21 protein-coding genes are annotated in these 21,008 nt (G+C 65.3%); 14 read left to right on the top strand and 7 right to left on the bottom strand.

Annotated elements, in window-relative coordinates; genetic code table 11:
- Nucleotides 1–13: 13 nt before the first annotated feature.
- Complete coding sequence (gene rpoD / locus CI41S_RS12010) at nucleotides 14–2,146, top strand: RNA polymerase sigma factor RpoD (protein WP_139859120.1); 2,133 nt, start codon at nucleotides 14–16, stop codon at nucleotides 2,144–2,146.
- Between the two features lie 320 nt (nucleotides 2,147–2,466).
- Here rpoD and CI41S_RS12005 read toward each other — a convergent pair whose 3' ends face one another.
- The 3 genes from CI41S_RS12005 to CI41S_RS11995 form a co-directional block, all read right to left on the bottom strand.
- Complete coding sequence (locus tag CI41S_RS12005) at nucleotides 2,467–3,198, bottom strand: cupin domain-containing protein (RefSeq protein ID WP_244626479.1); 732 nt, start codon at nucleotides 3,196–3,198, stop codon at nucleotides 2,467–2,469.
- Nucleotides 3,199–3,552: 354 nt separating this feature from the next.
- Nucleotides 3,553–3,789: a hypothetical protein gene (locus tag CI41S_RS12000; protein WP_139481032.1), complete on the bottom strand. Its 237-nt coding sequence runs from the start codon at nucleotides 3,787–3,789 to the stop codon at nucleotides 3,553–3,555.
- A gap of 102 nt (nucleotides 3,790–3,891) precedes the next feature.
- A complete protein-coding gene (locus CI41S_RS11995) occupies nucleotides 3,892–6,687 on the bottom strand; it encodes a CHAT domain-containing protein (RefSeq protein ID WP_139859118.1) in 2,796 nt (931 codons plus the stop codon).
- Between the two features lie 480 nt (nucleotides 6,688–7,167).
- On the opposite strand from CI41S_RS11995, the gene CI41S_RS11990 reads away from it, so the two are divergent.
- Both CI41S_RS11990 and CI41S_RS11985 read left to right on the top strand, forming a co-directional pair.
- Complete coding sequence (locus CI41S_RS11990) at nucleotides 7,168–7,548, top strand: thiol-disulfide oxidoreductase DCC family protein (protein WP_139859117.1); 381 nt, start codon at nucleotides 7,168–7,170, stop codon at nucleotides 7,546–7,548.
- A 184-nt stretch (nucleotides 7,549–7,732) separates the two neighbouring features.
- Nucleotides 7,733–8,143, top strand: coding sequence for an ester cyclase (locus CI41S_RS11985; RefSeq protein WP_139859116.1), 411 nt, complete (start codon nucleotides 7,733–7,735; stop codon nucleotides 8,141–8,143).
- Nucleotides 8,144–8,174: 31 nt separating this feature from the next.
- On the opposite strand, the gene CI41S_RS11980 is transcribed toward CI41S_RS11985, so the two are convergent.
- Nucleotides 8,175–8,900 carry a hypothetical protein gene (locus tag CI41S_RS11980; RefSeq protein WP_139859115.1) on the bottom strand — a complete coding sequence of 242 codons (726 nt, stop codon included), beginning with the start codon at nucleotides 8,898–8,900 and terminating at the stop codon, nucleotides 8,175–8,177.
- A 208-nt stretch (nucleotides 8,901–9,108) separates the two neighbouring features.
- Here CI41S_RS11980 and CI41S_RS11975 point away from each other — a divergent pair, with 208 nt between their 5' ends.
- Together CI41S_RS11975 and CI41S_RS11970 are read left to right on the top strand one after the other, a co-directional pair.
- Nucleotides 9,109–9,915, top strand: a complete 807-nt coding sequence (locus CI41S_RS11975; RefSeq protein WP_139859114.1) for a lytic murein transglycosylase — start codon at nucleotides 9,109–9,111, stop codon at nucleotides 9,913–9,915.
- Between the two features lie 167 nt (nucleotides 9,916–10,082).
- On the top strand, nucleotides 10,083–10,928 hold the full coding sequence (locus tag CI41S_RS11970) for an FRG domain-containing protein (RefSeq protein WP_139859113.1): 846 nt from the start codon (nucleotides 10,083–10,085) through the stop codon (nucleotides 10,926–10,928).
- A 265-nt stretch (nucleotides 10,929–11,193) separates the two neighbouring features.
- Here CI41S_RS11970 and CI41S_RS11965 read toward each other — a convergent pair whose 3' ends face one another.
- A complete protein-coding gene (locus tag CI41S_RS11965) occupies nucleotides 11,194–12,057 on the bottom strand; it encodes an SDR family NAD(P)-dependent oxidoreductase (RefSeq protein ID WP_139859112.1) in 864 nt (287 codons plus the stop codon).
- A gap of 169 nt (nucleotides 12,058–12,226) precedes the next feature.
- Between CI41S_RS11965 and CI41S_RS11960 the strand changes: the two genes are divergently transcribed.
- The 8 genes from CI41S_RS11960 to CI41S_RS11925 all read left to right on the top strand — a co-directional run bounded on the left by CI41S_RS11960 (nucleotide 12,227) and on the right by CI41S_RS11925 (nucleotide 18,243).
- Nucleotides 12,227–12,625 carry a response regulator gene (locus CI41S_RS11960; RefSeq protein WP_139481040.1) on the top strand — a complete coding sequence of 133 codons (399 nt, stop codon included), beginning with the start codon at nucleotides 12,227–12,229 and terminating at the stop codon, nucleotides 12,623–12,625.
- A 93-nt stretch (nucleotides 12,626–12,718) separates the two neighbouring features.
- Nucleotides 12,719–12,901 (top strand): hypothetical protein, encoded by a 183-nt coding sequence (locus CI41S_RS11955; RefSeq protein WP_139859111.1) that lies wholly within the window; start codon nucleotides 12,719–12,721, stop codon nucleotides 12,899–12,901.
- Nucleotides 12,898–13,509 carry a LysE family translocator gene (locus CI41S_RS11950; RefSeq protein WP_139859110.1) on the top strand — a complete coding sequence of 204 codons (612 nt, stop codon included), beginning with the start codon at nucleotides 12,898–12,900 and terminating at the stop codon, nucleotides 13,507–13,509. Before CI41S_RS11955 ends, CI41S_RS11950 begins: the two co-directional genes overlap by 4 nt.
- 496 nt (nucleotides 13,510–14,005) lie before the next feature.
- Nucleotides 14,006–14,257, top strand: a complete 252-nt coding sequence (locus CI41S_RS11945) for a hypothetical protein (protein ID WP_139859109.1) — start codon at nucleotides 14,006–14,008, stop codon at nucleotides 14,255–14,257.
- A 127-nt stretch (nucleotides 14,258–14,384) separates the two neighbouring features.
- Nucleotides 14,385–15,605, top strand: a complete 1,221-nt coding sequence (locus tag CI41S_RS11940) for a GGDEF domain-containing protein (RefSeq protein WP_139859108.1) — start codon at nucleotides 14,385–14,387, stop codon at nucleotides 15,603–15,605.
- 92 nt (nucleotides 15,606–15,697) lie between these two features.
- Entirely contained in the window at nucleotides 15,698–16,318 is a 621-nt protein-coding gene (locus CI41S_RS11935) for a peptidoglycan recognition protein family protein (protein ID WP_139859107.1), read from the top strand.
- Nucleotides 16,319–16,403: 85 nt separating this feature from the next.
- Nucleotides 16,404–16,907 carry a hypothetical protein gene (locus tag CI41S_RS11930; protein WP_244626478.1) on the top strand — a complete coding sequence of 168 codons (504 nt, stop codon included), beginning with the start codon at nucleotides 16,404–16,406 and terminating at the stop codon, nucleotides 16,905–16,907.
- 466 nt (nucleotides 16,908–17,373) lie between these two features.
- A complete protein-coding gene (locus tag CI41S_RS11925; RefSeq protein ID WP_139859106.1) occupies nucleotides 17,374–18,243 on the top strand; it encodes a L,D-transpeptidase in 870 nt (289 codons plus the stop codon).
- Nucleotides 18,244–18,507: 264 nt separating this feature from the next.
- Here CI41S_RS11925 and rpoH read toward each other — a convergent pair whose 3' ends face one another.
- The gene (gene rpoH / locus CI41S_RS11920) at nucleotides 18,508–19,404 is read right to left on the bottom strand and encodes an RNA polymerase sigma factor RpoH (protein WP_139481257.1); all 897 of its coding nucleotides are present in this window, start codon (nucleotides 19,402–19,404) and stop codon (nucleotides 18,508–18,510) included.
- 216 nt (nucleotides 19,405–19,620) lie between these two features.
- Nucleotides 19,621–20,601 carry an RluA family pseudouridine synthase gene (locus CI41S_RS11915; protein ID WP_139859298.1) on the bottom strand — a complete coding sequence of 327 codons (981 nt, stop codon included), beginning with the start codon at nucleotides 20,599–20,601 and terminating at the stop codon, nucleotides 19,621–19,623.
- Nucleotides 20,602–20,648: 47 nt separating this feature from the next.
- Here CI41S_RS11915 and CI41S_RS11910 point away from each other — a divergent pair, with 47 nt between their 5' ends.
- Nucleotides 20,649–20,984 (top strand): hypothetical protein, encoded by a 336-nt coding sequence (locus tag CI41S_RS11910; protein ID WP_139859105.1) that lies wholly within the window; start codon nucleotides 20,649–20,651, stop codon nucleotides 20,982–20,984.
- Nucleotides 20,985–21,008: the final 24 nt, after the last annotated feature.

The following is a 21,008-nucleotide window of genomic DNA, read 5'->3' as shown; positions in this document are numbered from 1 at the left end:
GGGAGCTTAGTGAATGGCCACCAAGGCAAAGACGCTGCAGGTTAAGGACAAGGAAAAAGACGACAAGGCAGCGGATGCCCCTGAGAAGGATTCCGCTGACGCGCCGTCGCCGTTGCTCGACCTGTCGGATGCCGCGGTGAAGAAGATGATCAAGCAGGCCAAGAAGCGCGGCTTCGTGACCTTCGATCAGCTCAACGAAGTGCTGCCATCCGACACCACCTCGCCCGAGCAGATCGAGGACATCATGTCGATGCTCTCGGACATGGGCATCAACGTCACCGAGGCCGACGACAGCGAAGGCGAGGACGAAAAGGACGACGGCGACGACGACACCGACAACGAGCTTGTCGAGGTCACGCAGAAGGCCGTCACCGAGGTCAAGAAGAGCGAGCCCGGCGAGCGCACCGACGATCCGGTGCGGATGTATCTGCGCGAGATGGGCACCGTCGAGCTGTTGTCGCGCGAGGGCGAAATCGCGATCGCCAAGCGCATCGAGGCCGGCCGCGAGGCGATGATCGCGGGCCTCTGCGAAAGCCCGCTGACCTTCCAGGCCATCATCATCTGGCGCGATGAATTGAACGAAGGAAAGATCTTCCTCCGCGACATCATCGATCTCGAAGCGACCTATGCCGGCCCGGAGTCGAAGGGCGGCATCAATCCGAACCTGATCGCTGGCCCCAACGGTGAGGGCGCTGCGACCGAGGCCAATGGCAACGGTGCCGACGCGGCCGCGCCCGCCCATGTCGCGCCGCCCGCGGCGCCGCCGGCGGCAACCCCGTTCCGCGCCGCGCCCGCTGGCGGCGAGGCCGAGGCCGAGGAGAAGGATCCCGGCGAGGCCGCCGCCGAAGCCGACATGGACGACGACGAGTTCGAGAACCAGATGTCGCTCGCCGCCATCGAGGCCGAGCTGAAGCCGAAGGTGGTCGAGACGTTCGACAAGATCGCCTCCGAGTACAAGAAGCTGCGCCGCCTGCAGGAGCAGGACATCGCCAACCAGCTGCAGAGCGAGTCGCTGTCGCCGTCGCAGGAGCGCAAGTACAAGAAGCTGAAGGACGAGATCATCGTCGAGGTGAAGTCGCTGCGGCTCAACCAGGCCCGCATCGATTCATTGGTCGAGCAGCTCTACGACATCAACAAGAAGCTGGTCTCGTTCGAGGGCCGCATGATGCGGCTCGCCGACAGCCATGGCGTGGCGCGCGACGACTTCCTGCGCAACTACCAGGGTTCGGAGCTCGATCCGCGCTGGCTCAACCGCGTCTCGAAGCTGTCGGCCAAGGGCTGGAAGAACTTCGTTCATCACGAGAAGGACCGCATCAAGGACCTCCGCCACGAGATCCAGTCGCTGGCGGCGCTCACCGGGCTCGAGATCGGCGAATTCCGCAAGATCGTGCACGGCGTGCAGAAGGGCGAGCGCGAGGCCCGTCAGGCCAAGAAGGAGATGGTGGAAGCCAACCTCCGCCTCGTGATCTCGATCGCCAAGAAGTACACCAACCGCGGTCTGCAGTTCCTCGACCTGATCCAGGAAGGCAATATCGGCCTGATGAAGGCGGTCGATAAGTTCGAGTACCGCCGCGGCTACAAGTTCTCGACCTACGCCACCTGGTGGATCCGGCAGGCGATCACCCGCTCGATCGCCGACCAGGCCCGCACCATCCGCATCCCCGTGCACATGATCGAGACGATCAACAAGATCGTCCGCACCTCGCGCCAGATGCTGAACGAGATCGGCCGCGAGCCGACCCCGGAGGAGCTCGCCGAGAAGCTCGGCATGCCCCTCGAGAAGGTGCGCAAGGTTCTCAAGATCGCCAAGGAGCCGCTGTCGCTGGAGACGCCTGTCGGTGACGAAGAGGATTCACACCTCGGCGATTTCATCGAGGACAAGAACGCGATCCTGCCGATCGATGCCGCGATCCAGTCCAACCTGCGCGAGACCACCACGCGCGTCCTGGCCTCGCTCACCCCGCGCGAAGAGCGCGTGCTGCGCATGCGCTTCGGCATCGGCATGAACACCGACCACACGTTGGAGGAAGTCGGCCAGCAGTTCTCGGTCACCCGCGAACGCATCCGCCAGATCGAAGCCAAGGCGCTGCGCAAGCTGAAGCATCCGTCAAGGTCGCGGAAGCTGCGGAGCTTCCTGGACAACTGATTTTTGCGATCCATCGCAACAAGAACGGCGGGCAAGAGCCCGCCGTTTTTTGTTGCTGGACCGCGCCACATCTCTCGCGCCAGCGCCCGCGGCCACCCCTCTCCCCGACCCTCCCCCGCAAGGGGGGAGGGAGCCTGAGAAGCGTGCTCACCTCACACCGCAACGCGTCTCGTAGCTTGCGCGAAGCTTCAGCGTCGATCGCGCGTAAGTGAAGCACCGGCGGAAGGGCTCCCTCCCCCCTTGCGGGGGAGGGTGGGGAGAGGGGTGCCGCTCCGCTGCCGATCGAGCGCGAGAACAACACCCTCAGCACGATCAGACTCTCACCCGCGGCTGCCGCCCAGCGAGATGAACGCCATCAGGCACGGCTCCGGCAACGGGTTGCGCCAGCGGTGCCTTGTGCCGTTCTGCACCACGCAATCGCCCTGGCGCAGATGGACCTTTTCGCCGTCGTCGAGCTCAAGCGTCATCTCGCCGCGCACCACGATGCCGTAGTCGATGGTGTCGGTGGTATGAAAGCCGGGCGCATTGCGTTCGAAATGGTCGCCCATGCCGGGGACCTTTTCCGTCATCTCCTTCAGCCCGCTCTCGAAGGTGACGCCCGCCGGCGGCTTCCAGCCCTCGGGCCGCTTCGGCGGATAGGAGATCAGGCGAAACATCGTGCCGCCGGGGCCGGGGAACGCTTTCGTTCCGCCCAGCATCGGGTCCGGCTCGAGGCCGGTGAGCCGCGGCACGCCTTCGGTCATGTAGAGCTCGTAGAAGGTCAGTCCCGGGTTGGCGTCGATCTCGACCACCTTGCTGGTGACGTCGACCGACTTGAACACCGACTTGCCGGCCTCATTGCGCCCGGTCACCACCCGCTTTGGCGCGGGCAATTCGCTGGCGTCCTTGGCCTCAGTCGCGCGCGATATCGCGGCGAGGGCGCCGCCGCCCGCCAGCGCGGACAGCGCCTGCAACAGATGACGCCGGTCGTCGCCGTGGATTGGCCGGGACGCGGGCGCCTCCGGAGAGTGGGTCCTGCGCCGCGGCCACCAGCGCCAAGCGAGCCTGCTCATCGATATCCTCCGCTGTCTTGGTTGTTGTTGTCGTTGGCCTCGCACATGCCGGCGCCCGAAGGGATCGCGGACTCAAGGGGAAGCGGAAAAAGGGGGAGCGCAACGTCAAGGCGAGCCGCGCTCAGCCTAGAGCATGATCCGGAAAAGTGTGAAGCGGTTTTCCGAAGAGATCATGCTCAAACAAAGAGCTAAAGCGCAATGACGATTCGACCAAATCTCATCGCGCTTTAGGGGGCGGCGATCCGGCCGGCAAATGATGCAGCCGCGGCAGATCGCCTCGTATCGCGCCGGTGCGACACATCGGTCCGGCGGGCATCTCGCGCGCCGCGAACGGAGAGGGGAGGGAGGAACGCGTTACTTCTTCTTCGCGCCGACGCGGGCGATGCTCTTGATCTCGAGGGGCGGGCGGCCGCTCTTTTCCGCGATCTCGCGGTCCTGCTCGTGGATGTAGGCGCGCGCCGGTTCGTCGCCGTCGAGGCCGCCGAGCAGCTCGGCGGGCACGCGGCGGTTGGAGCGCTGCGAGCCGTCTTCATAGACGACGTTGAAGAAGGCGAATTCGCCTTTGGGATTGGTCCCGGGTTTCTTCGGCATGCGCGGCTTGTGATCGATCGGAGCCGCACTGTCAAAGCAAATCGCCGCGTTTCCGCGCCGGTCTGCCCTGCGGGATTCGCCCGCAAAAGCCCCTTGCGAGCCTCAGCCCTCGAACAGCACGAATGCCGCCCAGACACTGGGGTCGGCTGCGCCCGTGACCTTGCCGTCGCGGGCATCGCGCCTGGTCTGGCGCAGCGCGTCCGAATAGGTCAGGCCGCCGGCGAGGTGCTCGTAGAAGCGCACGGTAAAGTTCGCGGTGCCCTCGTCGGCGACCGGCCACAGCGTCAGCAGCGAGCGCCGCGCGCCGGCGATGCCGAGCGCGGTCGGCAGGCCGCGCAGGCCAGAGACAAAACTCTCGTCGCCGCGGCCGGTCTCGCAGGCCGACAGCACCAGCAAATCGAGCCCGGAGAGATCCCAGTCCATCAATTCGAAGGCGTAGAGATAGCCGTCGGCCTCGTCGGGCACCGGCAACCTGAGATCGCCGGCGCCTGACAGCACGATGCCGCTCTGCCAGAGCGTGTCGAGGCCCGACGGCGTCGAGTCGTGATAGAAGCCGTGGGTCGCCAGATGCGCGATGCGGGCCTTGCCGATCGCTTTGCGCAGCACGGTTTCGCCGACGCCGCCCCCGGTCAGTATCTCGACCGCAGCTCCACGGGCGCGGGCAAGCCGCGCGATCGCCTCGATCTCGGTTTTGGTCGCGGGCAGCGGCATCGGCCCCGGCACGCCATAGTCGATGCCGCCGGCGAGCAGGATCGCGCCCTTCTGCTCCAGCGTCTCGCGGGCATGGATCGCGATCAGCGCATCGGGGCTGGTCAGCATCCGGATCGTGAAGCGATCCTCCAGCAGGCCGCCGTCGCGGCCCGACAGCAGCGCGAACGGCACCGCGAACAGGAATCCATCAGGCACGATGTAGAGCGTGGTCTTGTCGGCGAGCAGCGGCTCCAGCGGCGCGATCAGCCGCGCCTCGAGGTTCTGGAAGCGGCCGCTTGTCGCAAGGTCCGGCACGGTCGCCCGGGTCGAGCGCAGCCGCGCGATCTCCGTGCGCACGCCGACATCGACCATGCGGCCGGGATCGCCGAGATTGACCACGCGCGGCTCGGCCTGCGCGGTGTCGATGATGGCATAGAGCACGGTCGCCGCCAGCGGCGCCTCGGACTGCCGGTCCGCCTTCCATTGCCGTGTGATGAAGTAGTTGACTACGGCTTCCCGCGGCGCCAGCAGCTGCGCCGGGCGCACCGGCTCGCGCGGCAGCGTGACGCCGATCGCGGCCAGCCGCTGGTCGAGCGCCTTCTCGGCCTCGTCCTGGCGCCGCCACACCGCGCGCGCCCAGTCGTCGATATTGCCGGACGAGAACAGCTCCTGCTTCTCGCCATTCAGCCGCAGCGCGGTGCGCACCAGCCGCGCGGTCTCCTCGTCCTTGCCGGCAAGCTTCGTCTCGAGCTGGCGCAGCGCGGTGGCGTCGGCGCCGCCGAGCGACTTCCAGCGCAGCACCGCGGCGGCAAACGCCGGCTGCGCCACCGCGCTCCCGGCGCCGGTGGCGAAGCGGCCGAACGCGAACAGCAGATGATCGGCATGGGCGCGGATCGCCTCCGCGACGGCGCGGTCGCCGGCGGTGCCAATCTCGCGCTTCATCCAGTCGAACATCGCGCGATCGAGCGCGGCAAACTTTTGCACGGCGAGCCTTGCATCGGTCGCGATCAGCGCCTCGGCGATCCCGAGCTCGATCTCGAAACTGACCGGATGCTGCGCGGTGAAGGCGCGCGTCGAGATCTTGAGCGCGGTCTCGCGCAGCCGCAGGCCCTTGTCGCGCTCGCCGCGTTGCTCGCGCTGGCCTGCCGCCAGCACCGCGGCCTTGATCCGCAGAAAGTCGGCGAAATTCTCCTCATTGGCGACGATCGCCTCCAGCCGCTCGAGGTTGGCCTCCGGCATCGCCGTGTCGCCCGCGGCCAGCATGTCGGTATAGAACAGCCAGGCGTCGGCCTGCCCGGCAAAGCTCGGATCACCAGGCGCCAGCACGGTCGCGATCGCGCGATGCCGGCGAAAATAGCGCCGCGCCTCGTCGAAGCGGCCGAGATTGAGAAAATCCTGGCCGGCATTGTTGACCGTCACCAGCGTGTTGAGGTGGTTCTCGCCGTAATGTTTGGCGCGTTTCTCGATCGCGAACAAATCGAGCTCCAACGCCTTGGCGGGCGCGCCGATTTCGCGCAACATGTCGGCATAGTTGTTGGCGAGCTTCCAGGTGGTGCGATGATCGTTGCCGAGCGCCTTCTGCGCCAGCTCGAAATTGCGCCGGCCGAGATTGGTCGCGGAGGCCGGCGAGCCGTTGGCCGAGAGCGCCACCGCGAGCTTGTCGTTGGCGATCAGCGATTCCTCCGAGCCTTCGCCCCAATAGCCGTTGAACAGGGCGATCGCCTTCAAATAGAGCGGCACCGCCTCCTGGATCCGGGCGTGGTCGGAGGTCAGGATGGCGTATGCCAACAGCACGTCGGCATTGGCGGGCGGCGATTGCGCCGCCGCCTTGCTCTGCATCGCCCGCGCGAACAGCTTTTCGGCGAGTTCGTCGCGCTTCACCGCGCGCAGCGCCGAGGTCGCCTGGTAATAGCAGCCCATCACGAACTGGGCGTCCTCCGGCTTGCCCGCGACGTCGAGTTTGTCTGCCGCGTCGAGCGCGGCGACGAGCTGCGCGTAACCTACCTCGGCCTTGCCGCCGCGCGTCGTCGCGATCGCGCTCTTCAATTGCGCGGTGACGGCCTGCGTCGCGGCCGCGCCCTGTGCCGGACGTTTTGCGCGGGCATCCTGCGCGGCGGCGATGCCGGTGGTGACCGCGAGCGTCGCGCCAAGCGCAGCCAACCCGATCGATGCGGCGATGATGCGCGCAGCCAGTCCGGCAAATCTCATCGGCAGGCACCTTCGTGGTGATCGGTCATCGGCCTCGCTTTAACGGTGCGGCTTTGCATGAACAAGACGGGACGAATGGAGGCGGTATGGAGCGGTTTTTTGCGATCTCTGTTTTGTCGCGGCCGGTGCGCTCGACGTTCACGCATCCCTTCCTTCTCCCCCTTGTCCGCCGAAGCCTTGGCGAAGGCGGATGTGGGAGAAGGTGGCAGCCGAAGGCTGCCGGATGAGGGGTATGCTTCCGCGAGTGCGGTGTACGTGGAGATATACCCCTCACCCGAGCGCATTCCTGGCTGACGCCGGTGCAGCCCTCTCCCACAAGGGGAGAGGGCGCAGTAATAGCCGCCGTGCCTTTTTGAGGCCGATATCGCCAGCGCATTCCTGGCCGACACCGGTGCTGCCCTCTCCCACAAGGGGAGAGGGCGCAGCAACTGTCGCCGGTCCTCGACGCAGCACCGGCGGGCGGCTAGGCTGCCGTACGCCATGCCCGATCCGCATTTGACCGTCTGGTACAACACGCGCTGCCCGGTCTGCGACGCCGGCATCGACTGGCAGCGCAGCAAGCTGGTTGCCGCGGTGCGCGCCGGGCGGATCGCCTTCAAGGACATCAATGAGACGCCCGATGCGCTGGCGCAGTTCGGCGTCTCGCTCGACGACGTCCGCCGCCGCTTGCATGCCACCGACCAGGACGGCCGCCTGATCGTCGGCGCCGATGTCGCGATCGCGATCTGGCGCCTGACCGCGAGCGAGGGCTGGCTGGCGGCGGTGTTCGGCAACCGGGTGATGCTGCCGCTGACCCGGTTCGGCTATGACCGGTTCGCCGACCTGCTGTTTGCCTGGAATCGGCGCAACGGCCGCTGGTGAGCAGGCCGGCGCGCGGAAGCTCCGGCGATTTCCCGGCAGCCGACTTTCGCAACGCAGCTGAAACGAAAAGCCGGACGAAAGCCGAGCGATTTTCTGACCATCGTCACTTGCGCGGCTACCGCCGATTCGCGTATGAGGCGAATCCTGCCACCTCTGCAACTTTCCTCTTGGGACGCCACCCCCGATGTCCAGTGCCACCCTCGACGCCAACAAGGCGCTCGTGCTCGCGCATTATGATGCCGTCATCAACCGCCACGATCCCGATGCCATCCGGGCGCACTTGGCACCCGGCTTCTTCGATCACGCCGCGGGCAAGAGGATGGGCGCCGACGAGGTGATCGCGCATTCGGCGGCGCTGCACGAGGCCTTCGCCGACCTGTCGGCGGTGGCCGAATGTCTGGTGGCGGAACGCGACATCGTCGCCGGCCGCCTCGTCTGGCGCGGCCGGCACCGCAGCCCCTGGCGCGGCATCCCGCCGACCGGCCGCCACGTCGAATTCCGCGGCATGACGTTCTGGCGGATCAGGGAGGGACGGATCATGGAGAGGTGGGCGGAGATAGATTTTGCGGGACTGGAGCGGCGGCTCACCGAATGATCCGGATTGACGGTAGTGGTCTTAGCACTGCTCAGAATTTCGCGCATTTGCCAGCCACAAGATGATCATTGCAACCGTAAGGATGAGAGCCCAGACACCGGTTGCCAGCTGCGATCGAAGAGGCAAAATCTTGCAGTTCATAGGCTGCGACTGCAGTCTCCGCGTATACTTTGGCTAGAAGTGTGAGCGAGTTTTCAGCTCTTCCAATTGTTTCGGCGTCTTCTAGACAGCTGTAGGCCGCCTTTTGGGCTCCATGGCTCGAATAGATGCTTGCCGCTTGAAGGAATGTCTCTACCAAGAGCTGACTCTCGTATAGTGCGGTGTACACGCGCGTTAGGCTGGCCAAGATAATTGGACTTACGTCCGCGCTGTACTCATTCGCAATCTGGCTAGCTTCTCCCGCGAGCTCGATTAGTGACGCGCGTCGATCGTCAGATCGAACATTGTACGCCAATCTCTCGAGTTGTAGACAGCCATCATGCACCCGCCCAGCATTAAACAGGCACCTGGCCAAGAGCTCAAGGAACAAGCAAAGTGGCCAGTTCAAAGCTCTTTCTGAGAAGAAGGCCACTGCACTTTCGGCGAGCTTGACGGAGGAGTCCTGATGTACGAGTGCGATCTCCATCATGTCATTGTAGAACTCTATCACATTCCGGTGGACGCCTTCCTCTGTGGCGTCATCCAGCGTCTCTGTCAGACCCGCAACGAGCGCAGTCAAGGCTGCATCAAGTCCGCTAGATAGATCGATCTTGCTCAAGGTGGCGTTCCAAAAAGAGGAAGGATGAGCCAATGTAGCACAACCATTAGATGTTATATCAAGAGCTGCTGGCTATGCGGAATGCCGGGTAATGTTACCCGAGTTACTGTGCAACGAACGTCGACAGAGGCGGGATATCTGCTTGCCGCTTTTGACGACTTCGTTTCGGCCATGGCATGATTGGTCACGGAAGCGGGAGTAATTTCGCATGCTCAGATGTTGGTTAGTAGCCTTTACCGGGGCCTTCTTGTTTGTATCCCCCTCCCACGCCGCCCGCTGTGGCGGCAATTTCAACAGCTTCATCCAATCGTTCTCGCAGGAAGCCGCTGCGGCCGGCATTTCGCAGAATGTGATCTCGTCGGCGCTCGGTGGCGTGCAGCAGGATGGCGGGGTGCTCGCGTTTGACCGGCGGCAGCGCTACACCTTCAACAAGACGTTTGAGCAGTATGTCGCGACCCGGGTCGGGCCGGGGCGCATCAATGGCGGGCGGGCGATGCTGCAGCGGCATGCCGCGCTGCTGTCGAGGATCGAGCAGCAATACGGCGTGCCGCGCCAGATCCTGGTTGCGATCTGGGGGCTGGAGACCGATTTCGGCAAGGGCGACATGGGCAAGCTGCCGGTGTTCCGCGTGCTCGCGACGCTGGCGCATGATTGCCGCCGCACCGAGCTGTTCCAGGGCGAGCTGCTCGCGGCGCTCAAGATCGTGCAGCGCGGCGACCTCGCGCTCAACGACATGATCGGCGCCTATGCCGGCGAGATCGGCCAGACGCAATTTTTGCCGTCGTCCTACATCAAGTATGGCGTCGATTTCGACGGCAACGGCCATGTCGATCTGCGCCACTCGGTGGCCGACGTGCTGGCCTCGACCGCGAACCTGCTCCACACCAACGGCTTCAAGATGGGCGCGCCCTATGGCGAGGGTACCGCGAATTTCGAGGCGATGCGCGAGTGGAACAGGGCGGTGATCTATCGCAAGACCATCGGGTATTTTGCCGATCAGTTGGTGGGGCGGTGAGGGCCGGATTCTGGCCCCGACGTCATTGCGAGCCACCCGGTCGGCGCGCAGCGCCGCCGGATGACAGGCTCCGCGAAGCAATCCATCTCTCGGCATATGCGGAGCGATGGATTGCTTCGTCGCTTCGCTCCTCGCAATGACGAGTTGAGAGTGCAGAGTGCCCCGGCATGGAAACCATCGGCAGCCAAAAGACCTGGTCGTTCTTCGATCACCGCGGCTGCCAGGTCGCGAAGAACTCGGCGGTGCGGCAGGGGGCGGGCCATCGTGTCGGGTCCTATGTCGAGCTCGCGACCAAGATCGCCGAGCTGCAGTTTCGCAACCGCGACCACGTGCTGCTGTTTCGCGGCCAGGGTACCGACCACCGCAACGTCAAGGGCAACTCGTCGCTGAAGCCGTCGCTGTTCCGCGGCGGACGCGGCAATCCGGACCGCGTGACCTTGGTCGAGCGGTTCGAGCGGCTCAAGCGCGCCGAGCAGATATTGATCGCGGAGTATGCGAAAGAAAAGCTGCTCGGCGTCGATCGGCTGAAACGGCATCACCTGCTGCGTTGGTCAATCCTGCAGCACTACGAGGTCTGTTCTACGCCGCTGCTCGACGTCACCCATTCGGTCCGGATCGCAGCTTCGTTTGCCTCACTGGCCGAGACCGATACCGCCTTCCTCTACGTGCTCGGTGTCCCGAACCTGAGCGGCGCGAACACCGCGAGCGCCGAGGCAGGTCTGCAGATCGTTCGCCTGTCCTCTGTCTGCCCGCCATCGGCGGTGCGGCCGCACCTGCAGGAGGGCTATCTGCTCGGCGAATACCCCGATATGACCGGCTACGAGCGTGAGGAAAACTACTATCCCTACGAAATGGATTTCGGCCGCCGGTTGGTGGCAAAGTTCTCGTTCAAGCCGGCCTCGTTCTGGAAGAACGACGACTTTCCTCGGGTGGCGCGCAGCGCGCTCTATCCGTCGGAGAAGAGCGATCCGGTCTATCGCCTCGCGCTCGGCGTGAAGAACCAGCTGGGGTGAGGGCGCATCCAACGTGATGCGAGCACGCCGCCAAGGCTCCCTCCCCCCTTGCGGGGGAGGGTTGGGGAGAGGGGTGGCCCCGGGCGTGATCGTCGAGGGAGGCGCGGCTTTCGCAACTCCGGTCATGCTTGCTTCGACACGTGCATCGAGAGAGCATGCCGTGTGGCACCCCTCTCCCTAACCCTCTCCCGCAAGGGGAGAGGGAACCCTACCCTTGTGCTCGCCTCACCTGCTCATCACTGTGGTCGTGCAATCGTCCACAGCGCTACTTCGCCGCCGCGTCGCGCGCCAGCCGGCGTGCCGCGGTCTTCTCCATCTGGCGCTGCATCACCTTCCAGTAGGTGGCGGGGAGGAAGCGTTGCAAGAGGTCCATGATGCGGGCGTCCTTGCCGATCAGGATGCGCGGCTCGTTGCTCTCGATGCCGGCGATGATGCGCTGCGCCGCGGCGGCCGGCGCGGTCCGCGCCAGCGCGTCGAACCGTTCGATCGATTCGGCGCGGCGGGCGTTGTCGGTGACGCCGACCCCGGTGCGGGAATTGCGCGCGATGTTGGTGGCGATGCCGCCGGGATGCACCACCGACAGGCGGACCGGGCTATTTGCCACCGCAAGCTCGTGGCGCACGCTTTCGGAAAAACCGCGCACCGCGAATTTCGCCGCGCAATAGGCGCTCTGGCCGGGCGGGGCGAGGATGCCGAAGATCGACGAGATGTTGACGATGTGGGCCTCGCGCTGCCGCGCAAGCTGCGGCAGGAAGGCGCGCGTGCCGTGCACCACGCCCCAGAAATTGATGTTGAACAGCCACTCCATCTGCGCCTGGTCGATCTCGTCGAACTGGCCGAGCAAAGCGACGCCGGCATTGTTGATGACGATGTTGAGCGCGGGATGGGCGGCGCCGGCGGCCTCCGCGAACGCGGCGATCTGATGCGGCTCGCTGACATCGACGCGATGCACGGAGACCTTGCGCTGGCCGGCTTTCGCAATGTCGGCGGCTACCGCCTGCAGACCGGCCTCGTCGCGGTCGGCGAGCGCGAGGTCGCAGCCGCGCGCGGCGAGCTCAAGCGCGAGCGCGCGGCCGATGCCGTTGGCGGCTCCGGTCACGGCGGCGGCGGATCCACGGATGGTGGTCATGCTGGGTCAAACTCCCTCGAACAATTTTGTTTCTGAAAATGGCAAATGGGGAACAGGGCAAGCCTGCCGTTTTTCTCAAATTGGAACCGAACCATCCAGCGATTTTATGCATTGACGTCAGGATACGTACTCGAACCAAAAGCACTCAAGCAAGGGAGGCACCGCCAATATGGGACAATCAACGCCCTATCGTGCGAAGGCCCTGGTGGTCGAGGACGACCCGATGCAGCGCGCGATGCTTGAGCTGCTGCTGGAGGAAAGCGAGTTCGAGGTCGTCGCCTGCGCGAGCGCGGAAGCCGCCGAGCTGGTGCTGCAGGGTAGCGGCGACAACGTCGCGCTGATGATGACGGATGTCGAGCTGGCCGGACACATGACCGGGGTCGAGCTCGCTTATGTCGCGAAGAAGTACAATCCCGATGTCGACGTCATCGTCACCTCGGGCAAGCCGCTGCGGCAATCGCTGCCGGCCGGCGCGATGTTCTGGGCCAAGCCCTGGGCGCCGCTGGACGTGATCCGGGTCGCCGAGATGAAGGCCTCGGCGCTCCAGGACGCGCGCCGGCCGTCATAACGAAGACGTCAGCGGGGCGGATGGCAGAATGCCGCCCCGCGCTTCCGCCGCGGCGGAGGGCGTGATATTGGCGGGCCGATGTCCCGCCCGTGGTTGACCATCGGACTGGTCTGGCTTGTCCTGTCACTCTTTCTGGCGATCGCGGCGCCTGCCGCGGCGGCAGAGGCGATCGTCAATTTCCCCTCGCTGGACGGCGCGACCGACCTGGTCGGCCATCTCACCCGTCCCAAACCGATTCCACCTGACTTCATCCCGCTTGAAAGAGCACCCGCATGACCTGGTCCTTCCTCCTCACCACGCTGATCGTGGTCGCGTCCCCGGGCACCGGCGTGCTCTACACCCTGGCGGTGGCGCTGACGCGGGGCTCGCGGGCGAGCGTGGCGGCGGCGTTCGGCTGCACGCTCGGAATCGTGCCGCAGATGATCGCGGCGATGCTCGGGCTGGCCGCCATCCTGCACACCAGTGCGCTGGCCTTCGCGGTGCTGAAATGGGGCGGCGTGGTCTATCTGCTCTACATGTCCTGGCAGGCGCTGCGCGAGCGCGGCGCGCTTTCGGTCGACACCGAGCTCAGGCCGCGCTCGAACGGCCGGGTGATCGTCACCGCGATCCTGATCAACCTGCTCAATCCAAAGCTGTCGATCTTCTTCCTGGCCTTCCTGCCGCAGTTCATCGCGGCCGACGAGGCCCATCCGCTGACGCGGATGGTCGAGCTCAGCGGCGTCTTCATGGCGATGACCTTTGTGGTGTTCGCGGTCTACGGCGTGTTCGCCGCCTCGGTGCGCGACCGCGTCATCACCCGGCCGCAGGTGATGGCTTGGCTCAGGCGGAGCTTTGCCGCTGGCTTTGCCCTGCTCGGCGCCAAACTCGCCTTCGCTGAGCGCTAACCGTGCGGCACACTCCGCTTCACCTCGCCCCGCGTGCGGGGAGAGGCACAGGCCGCCTCTGGCGGCCGTCATCAAGAACGCCAAGGCAATGCCTCGGCTACGACGCATCGATAGATGCGTTCCGGGTGAGGGGGAGTCTCCGCAAACGCAGCCGTCACCGAATGCGTGGAGAGAGCCCCTCACCCCAACCCTCTCCCCGTGAAGAACGGGGAGAGGGAGCGAGGCGCCGTCGGACTTCGACTTAACCTCATCATGCCCTAGGCAATAAAAAAGCAGGCCTTGCGCCTGCTGCCGTCTTCGATCGTGATGTCGTTGCGACCGATGATCCCGATCGGGTGCCCGGGCAGGGCGAAGCCGCTACCCGGGCGAGAAACGGTCTACTTCTTGGCCTTGGCCTTTTTCTTGGTGGCCTTCTTCGCCTTCTTCGCCTTCTTCGCTTTCTTAGCCATAGTATCCTCTCAAGGTTTCATGGATTGAACGCGACTCCGAGGCATGCTTGGCGGAGGGCCAGCCTCGCAACATCCTCGATATCAAACTCAGCAGATTCGGCGGCGGCTGCCGCGGGCTGTCACGACGCCGTCATCACGTTATCCACAACTGTTATGCGTTTTCGGCCGGTTTTCGCCCCGTTGTTGCCGCTGTCGGCCGCGTCGTTGTCGCAAGCGGCATGCTTAACGTTGCGCAAACGCCGAACGCTGCGTCTTCATCAAATCAAAACCACAGCATGGGATTGACCGGTTACGGGTGACGGACCGTTAAGCGGCGCGGCTGCATCCTGCCCGCAAGACAACGGGGATTGTCGTCGGAGGAAGCCCAACGGCGGGCGGTTCGACTACAGGAGAGGCGGGATCCAGAGCGATCTCGGACAATGGGCGATGTTGAGCGTTCCGACGCTTTGGACGGTGTTCGTCATCAACTTTCTCGCGCTGGGCCTGATCTGGGCCTATGTGACGCAGAGCTATCCGGCTTTGGGCGCGGCGCGGTTCTGGACTGCGTCGGCTTTCGTCGCGGCCGCCGGCGCCGCCTGCGCCATGTTCCGCGTGGTGATGACGGATTCGCTGTTGCCGCTGCTGGTGGCCGGGACGCTGATGGTGTTCGCCGCCTGCCTTGCCGCAATGGGCATCGAGCGGTTTTACGGCAAACCCGTGACCTGGCGCCGCACCGCGCTGACCACGGCGCTGACTTTCGCCGGTCTTGCCGTCTTCATCTTCGCCCATGACAGCATGCCGCTGCGCATCCTGGTCTACACCGTCGGGCAGGTCACGCCGTTCGCATTGACGCTGAGACTGCTGCTGTCGCCCGAGAACGGCCGCGTCAGCCCCGGCGCCCGGCTCGCCGGCATCGTCGCCTGCGTGCTGATCGCGATCTATGCGCTGCGCCTCGTCGGCGCGCTGCTGCAGCCCGGCGAGTTCTCCTTCGTGCGCTTCAATGCGAGCCAGTCGCTGGTGATCCTGCTGATGGTGTTCCTGGCGATGGCGCTCAATTTCGGCTTCCTGCTGATGGCGATCGACCGGCTGCGCAACGAGGTCGCCGACCTCGCGCTGCTCGACGATCTCACCGGCGTCGGCAACCGCCGCCATTTGCTGCAGCGGCTGACCGAGGAGTGCGCGCGCTCCGACCGCAGCGGCGATCCGTTCGCGCTGCTGGTGATCGACCTCGACGGCTTCAAGGGCATCAACGACACCCACGGCCACGCCGCCGGCGACGCCTGCCTGCAGCATTTCACCCTGATGGCGCAGACCAGGCTGCGGCCGGGCGACATGCTGGCCCGCTCTGGCGGCGACGAGTTCTGCATCGTGCTGCCGTCCTCGACCTTGCGCGAGGGAGCGATGATCGCCCGCCGCGTGGTCGAGGTGTGCCGCGCCGACGCCGCGCAGTGCACCGGCAAGGACATCCCGATCGCGGTCTCGATCGGGGTCGCGCAATGGACCCGCGAGATCGGCATGCATCCGGAGCGGCTGATCGCGGCCGCCGACCACGCGCTCTACGACGCCAAGAAGGGCGGCAAGAACGGCTTTGCGGCCTACGAGCCCGGCCCGGCGCCGTCGCGCGAGGTGCTCGAACTGCTGGAGGCCGCCCTGCGCAAGCGCGCGTGAGCGTGCTAGAGCATGATCCGGAAAAGTGCGAAGCGGTTTTCCGAAAAGATCAGGCTCAAACAGAGAGCAAAAGGCGACACGGACCCCTTTGTATGATGCTTCGCCTGCTTGCCGCCTGCCTCGCCCTCGCTTTGTCCTCCACCGCGCGCGCCGAAACGCCCGACCTCGCGGCGCTCGCGCGCGCGCAGGGCACGCCCGAGATCCCCGGGCTGAAGATGGTCTGGCTGTCGCCCTGGGGCGACGTCGCCAAGTCCCATCCGTGGCGCAACATCATCGTGCACCAGACCGAGGGCCCGGCCGGCTCGGCCCGCCTCGGCGCCCATGAGCAGCACAACAACCCGACGCGGCGCGGCGTCATGGTCTGGGTCGAGACCGACGGCACGGTCTATTGGGCGGTCACCGAGGACCTCGTCCCGACCCATGGCGACGGCGCCAACCGCAACGACAACAAGTACATCGACAACCGCGCGACCTATCGCCAGGTGGTCGGCAGCAATTCGATCGGCGTCGAGTTCGCCGGCAATTATCCCGATGTCACCAAGGGCCCGACCGACGCACAGATCGCCGCCTGGCGCGTCCTGGTGAAGCTGCTGCGCGCGCGTTACAAGATCCCGCTCGATCGCGTCTATGCGCACAACTGGATCGACTTCAAGGACGCCCGCTATTGCGAAGGCTGCGCGCTGGCGACGATGGCGCGGGAGTGGGGCGAGTAGGCTCTGTTGCTCGAAGCCGATACCTTGTATCGTGACGCCGCCTGCGGTTTCCTCGTCCAGCACATGGTGTAGGTGAGGGGTGATCATGGAAATTGGTCTGCGTGGTGGGCCGCCGGCCTTCGGCATCGGAGCCGTCCTGAGGCGCCACGCGAAAGCGCTGGCGGTGGGGCTGGTCGCCCCTGCGCTGTGCGCCTCGCTGCTGATTGCGCTGGAGCCGCCGAGCAAGCCGTTCCTCGACAGGAACAGTTTTCTGCTGTCCTCGGCCGGCTTCCGCGTCCAGGTCGCCAACGATGCCGCCGGCAAGAAGGCGCTCGACGCACTGCCGCCGCATCGCTTCGTGATCCACCGCAACGGCGGCGACGTGCGCTATCTCTACGCCGAGCCGCAGCACTGCGTCTGCATCTTCATCGGCACAGCGGCCAACTACCAGGATTACCGCGACATCGTAGGCCGCTCGATCACGCAGCCCGACGACGTCGCGCCCGACTACAAGACCCAGGCCAGCGCGCTGCTCTACGGCGATCCCTACGACTGGGACAGTCTGCACCAGCCGGACAGCATGGCCGAGTATTTGCGGACGTATTATTGATCGGGCGGACGAGAGCATTTTTGGTCGGGCCGGTTTCGGGCCATCTCTCCTCGACACTCGATGTGTTGCACCGCGCTTCAACCCGTCATCCTGAGGAGCGCGCTCTTGCGCGCGTCTCGAAGGATGCACGGCCCGGATTTTGCCGCGCGGCCAGAGCCGGGCCGTCGACCCTTCGAGACGCGCCTTCGCGCTCCTCAGGATGACGGTGATTGGATTGAGTGCGCATAGTCCGGAAGAGGTGAACCTCCGACGCCGCTCCGGCTCGCCCTCGTCTCATCGCGCGACAACAAAAAGCCGGCGTCGCCGCCGGCTTTCCTGTCTGTCGGCCCCACCCATCCCGCAGCCGAGCAAGAGCTCGCTCGCGTTAACGACGCTCGACGATTTCCGGCCTGAGCGAAATCGCTTCTAGGCTTGTTAAAATTTGCTGAGTACCTGTTCCACGCAAGGGATCAGGGGAAGACAAGATATGGCCAAGCGGGCCAAACGTGCAAAGACCGAGCCGCTCGCGATACCGGTGGCCGGAAGAATAGCAATTGGCGCCGTCGCCGCTGCCGCGTTGGGCTACGGCTTGCTGTCTAGCCCGGCGAGCGTTCAACCGATACCGAGGCCGTCCGCGCATCAGGTTTCGGCATTATCGGCGCCAACGCGCGTACCTGTTCCAGTACCAGCTCCAGTTCGTGCGGCAGCGGCGGCTCCGGCTCCGGCTCCAATCCCGGTCCCGACGCCTCCGGTCGAAACACCAAAAGCCGTCGACGCAAAAGCCGCTGATGCTCCCGGGAGATTTGTTCGCCAGGTGGTTGACTACGTCAGCCACCAGACGCCGGGCACCGTCGTCATCGATACCGGAAACACATTCCTCTTTCTCGTGCTGAACGACCACCAGGCGATGCGTTACGGCATCGGTGTCGGCCGCGAAGGCTTCACATGGTCCGGTGAACAGACCGTGGCGCGCAAGACGGAATGGCCGGATTGGCGTCCGCCTGCAGAGATGATTTCGCGCCAGCCTTATCTGCCGCGGTTCATGGCCGGTGGTCCCGGCAATCCGCTCGGCGCGCGGGCGATGTATCTGGGCGAGACCGAGTACAGAATTCACGGCACCAACAAGCCCGATACGATCGGCAAGCGGGTTTCGTCCGGCTGCATCCGGCTGACCAACGAGGACGTCATGGACCTCTATGAGCGGGTGAAGGTCGGCGCGAAGGTGATCGTGCTCCCGCCGCCCGCGCCCAATCGGCCATCCCGGGAAGCGCCGCCCGACGCCGCCTTCCGATCACCGGATCCGGTAGCGCCGTCAAACCGGCCCTCGGCAACCAACGCGCAAATGCAATCATCGTAGGATTGGGGGAGAGTAGGGGGGTCGTCGTCCTGATTGGACGAGGACGTTCGGCTCAGCAAAAGCTGTCATCGCCCGGCTTGACCGGGCGATCCAGTATTCCAGAGGCAGCAGTTATTGCGCGCCCTTGCTCGACCGCCGCGGCGTACTGGGTCCCCCGCTTTCGCGGAGGACGACAGCGGAGTTGGTGAGAAAGCTGCCCCAAAAAAACAAAAAAGCCGGCGTTGCCGCCGGCTTTCGTGTCTGTTGTTGGCTTGGCCGCCGCGCTTAGTGCGCGGCTTCCAGAGCGGCTTCCTGCCGGGCGATGGTGCCCTTGACCGCCGACTGCACCTTCTCGAAGGCGCGGACCTCGATCTGCCGCACGCGCTCGCGCGACACGCCGAACTCGGCGGCGAGGTCTTCCAGCGTCATCGGCTCATCCGCCAGGCGCCGCGCCTCGAAGATGCGGCGTTCGCGCGGGTTGAGCACGCCGATCGCACCATTGAGGGCCTGCCGGCGATGATCGAACTCCTCGCTCTCGGCCATCATGGCTTCGGCGTTGGGCGAGTTGTCGACCAGCCAGTCCTGCCATTCGCCGGCTTCGCCGTCGTCGCGGATCGGGGCGTTGAGCGACGCGTCACCGCCGAGGCGGCGGTTCATGTCGACCACGTCCTGATCGGTCACGCCGAGGCGCTTGGCGATCAGCTTGACCTGGTCGGGGTGCAGATCACCCTCTTCCAGGGCCGAAATCTTGCTCTTCGCCTTGCGCAGGTTGAAGAACAGCTTCTTCTGGTTCGCGGTGGTGCCCATCTTCACGAGCGACCAGGAACGCAGAATGTACTCTTGTATCGACGCCTTGATCCACCACATGGCGTAGGTGGCGAGACGGAAGCCCTTCTCGGGCTCGAATCGCTTGACCGCCTGCATCAGGCCGACGTTGCCCTCCGAGACGACCTCGGAGATCGGCAGACCGTAGCCGCGATAGCCCATGGCGATCTTGGCCACGAGCCTGAGGTGGCTGGTGACGAGTTTATGCGCCGCGTCGCGATCGTCATGCTCGCGCCAACGCTTGGCGAGCATGTACTCCTGCTGGGGCTCCAGCATGGGGAACTTGCGGATCTCGGCGAGGTAACGGGAAAGACCGGATTCTCCGTTGAGGACCGGTAACGTAGCTGTACGGGCCATTCGTGCGCCCTCCAGTGGTTCAGGCCCCCGATAGCGGCGGGCCCGGCAGGCGGCCGCTGTGTTAAAGCCGGCCGTGCTGCGATGTTCCGCGTTGGATATTCAACGCAGGTGCAACATACACCAAACTGTCCGTGATAGGGAAGGATTGCTGACGTCACGTCCCCGTGTGCCAGCTATAACCTGCTGTCATACCTCAGCTTTTCCGGAGGGGGTGCGTCATACCGCCGCCGCCAGGGCCTGTTGCAGGAGAAGCAAATCCTCCGGCAAAGCCGCCTCCCAGTGCAAAAGTTCCCCGGTCCGGGGGTGCTCCAGAGCCAGCAGGTAGGCGTGCAGGGCCTGCCGGCCGAGCGCGGTGAGTGATTCTTTACCTACCGCACTGAGCTGTCCGGCCTTGGTCTTGAAGTGCGCGCCATAGACGCTGTCGCCCAGCAGGGGATGGCCGATATGAGCGAGGTGGACGCGGATCTGATGCGTGCGTCCGGTCTCGAGCTGGCAGGCGAGCAGCGAGGCGATCGGCCTGCCGTCGCGGCCGGCAAAGGTCTGCTGCACCTCGTAATGGGTGATGGCCTCGCGGCCGCCCTGGCGCACCGCCATCTTCTCACGCGCATGCGGGTGGCGGTCGATCGGCGCGTCGATCGTGCCGTGGGGCCGGTTCGGCACGCCCCAGGCGAACGCCATGTAGCCGCGCTGCATCGCCCCGGTGCGGCCGTGGTCGGCGAACTGGGCGGTCAGCGACTGGTGAGCATGGTCGTTCTTGGCGACCACCATCAGCCCCGTGGTGTCCTTGTCGAGCCGGTGCACGATGCCCGGTCGCTTCACCCCGCCGATGCCGGACAGGCTGGAGCCGCAATGGGCGATCAGCGCGTTGACCAGCGTTCCGGTGGCGTGGCCGGCCGCCGGGTGCACGACGAGGCCCTTCGGCTTGTCGATGACGATGATGTCGTCGTCCTCGAACACGATGTCGAGCGCGATGTCTTCCCCTTGGGGTTCGGCCGGCGCCGCCTCCGGCACGTCGATTATGATCGTATCGCCCTTGGCGACATGATAAGCGGGGTCGCGGACGGCGGCGTCCTTGACGGTCACGGAACCGGCGAGGATCAGCGCCTTCAGCCGGGACCGCGACAGCTCGGGAGTGCGCTGCGCCAGCACGCGGTCGAGCCGCACCGAGCCCTCGTCGCCCGCGACGATGACCTCCAGCTTCCGACCGCCATTGGTAGAGACCTGTTGCAAAGAAGAGCCTTGTGATGACCGACACCGCCGTGACCGAACCGACCCCCGAGCAGGCCGCGTTGATCGCGCGGGTGCGGCGCATGATGCTGATCGCGGGCCTGACCTCGGCACTGGCCGTCGCCGTGGTGCTGATCGCCGTGGGCTACCGCCTTTATCGCGGCGAGGGAAGCCCCGTTTCGGTCACCGACGTCAGCGCTGCGCTGCCGAAGGGCGCCCGCATCGTCTCGACCGGCGTCGCCGGCGAACGGCTGGTCGTGACCCTCGATATCGGCGGTGCCACCGAAATCCGCACATTTGATGCAAAGACGCTGAAACCTGCCGGCAGGCTGACCTTCGTCACCGAGCCCTGATCGAAGCAATCGCGAATTCGCAGC

The organism is Bradyrhizobium ivorense (assembly GCF_900696085.1).
Taxonomy (GTDB): domain Bacteria; phylum Pseudomonadota; class Alphaproteobacteria; order Rhizobiales; family Xanthobacteraceae; genus Bradyrhizobium; species Bradyrhizobium ivorense.
Note: the sequence above shows the minus strand (reverse complement) of the source record. Positions and strands in the feature narration are given on the sequence as shown.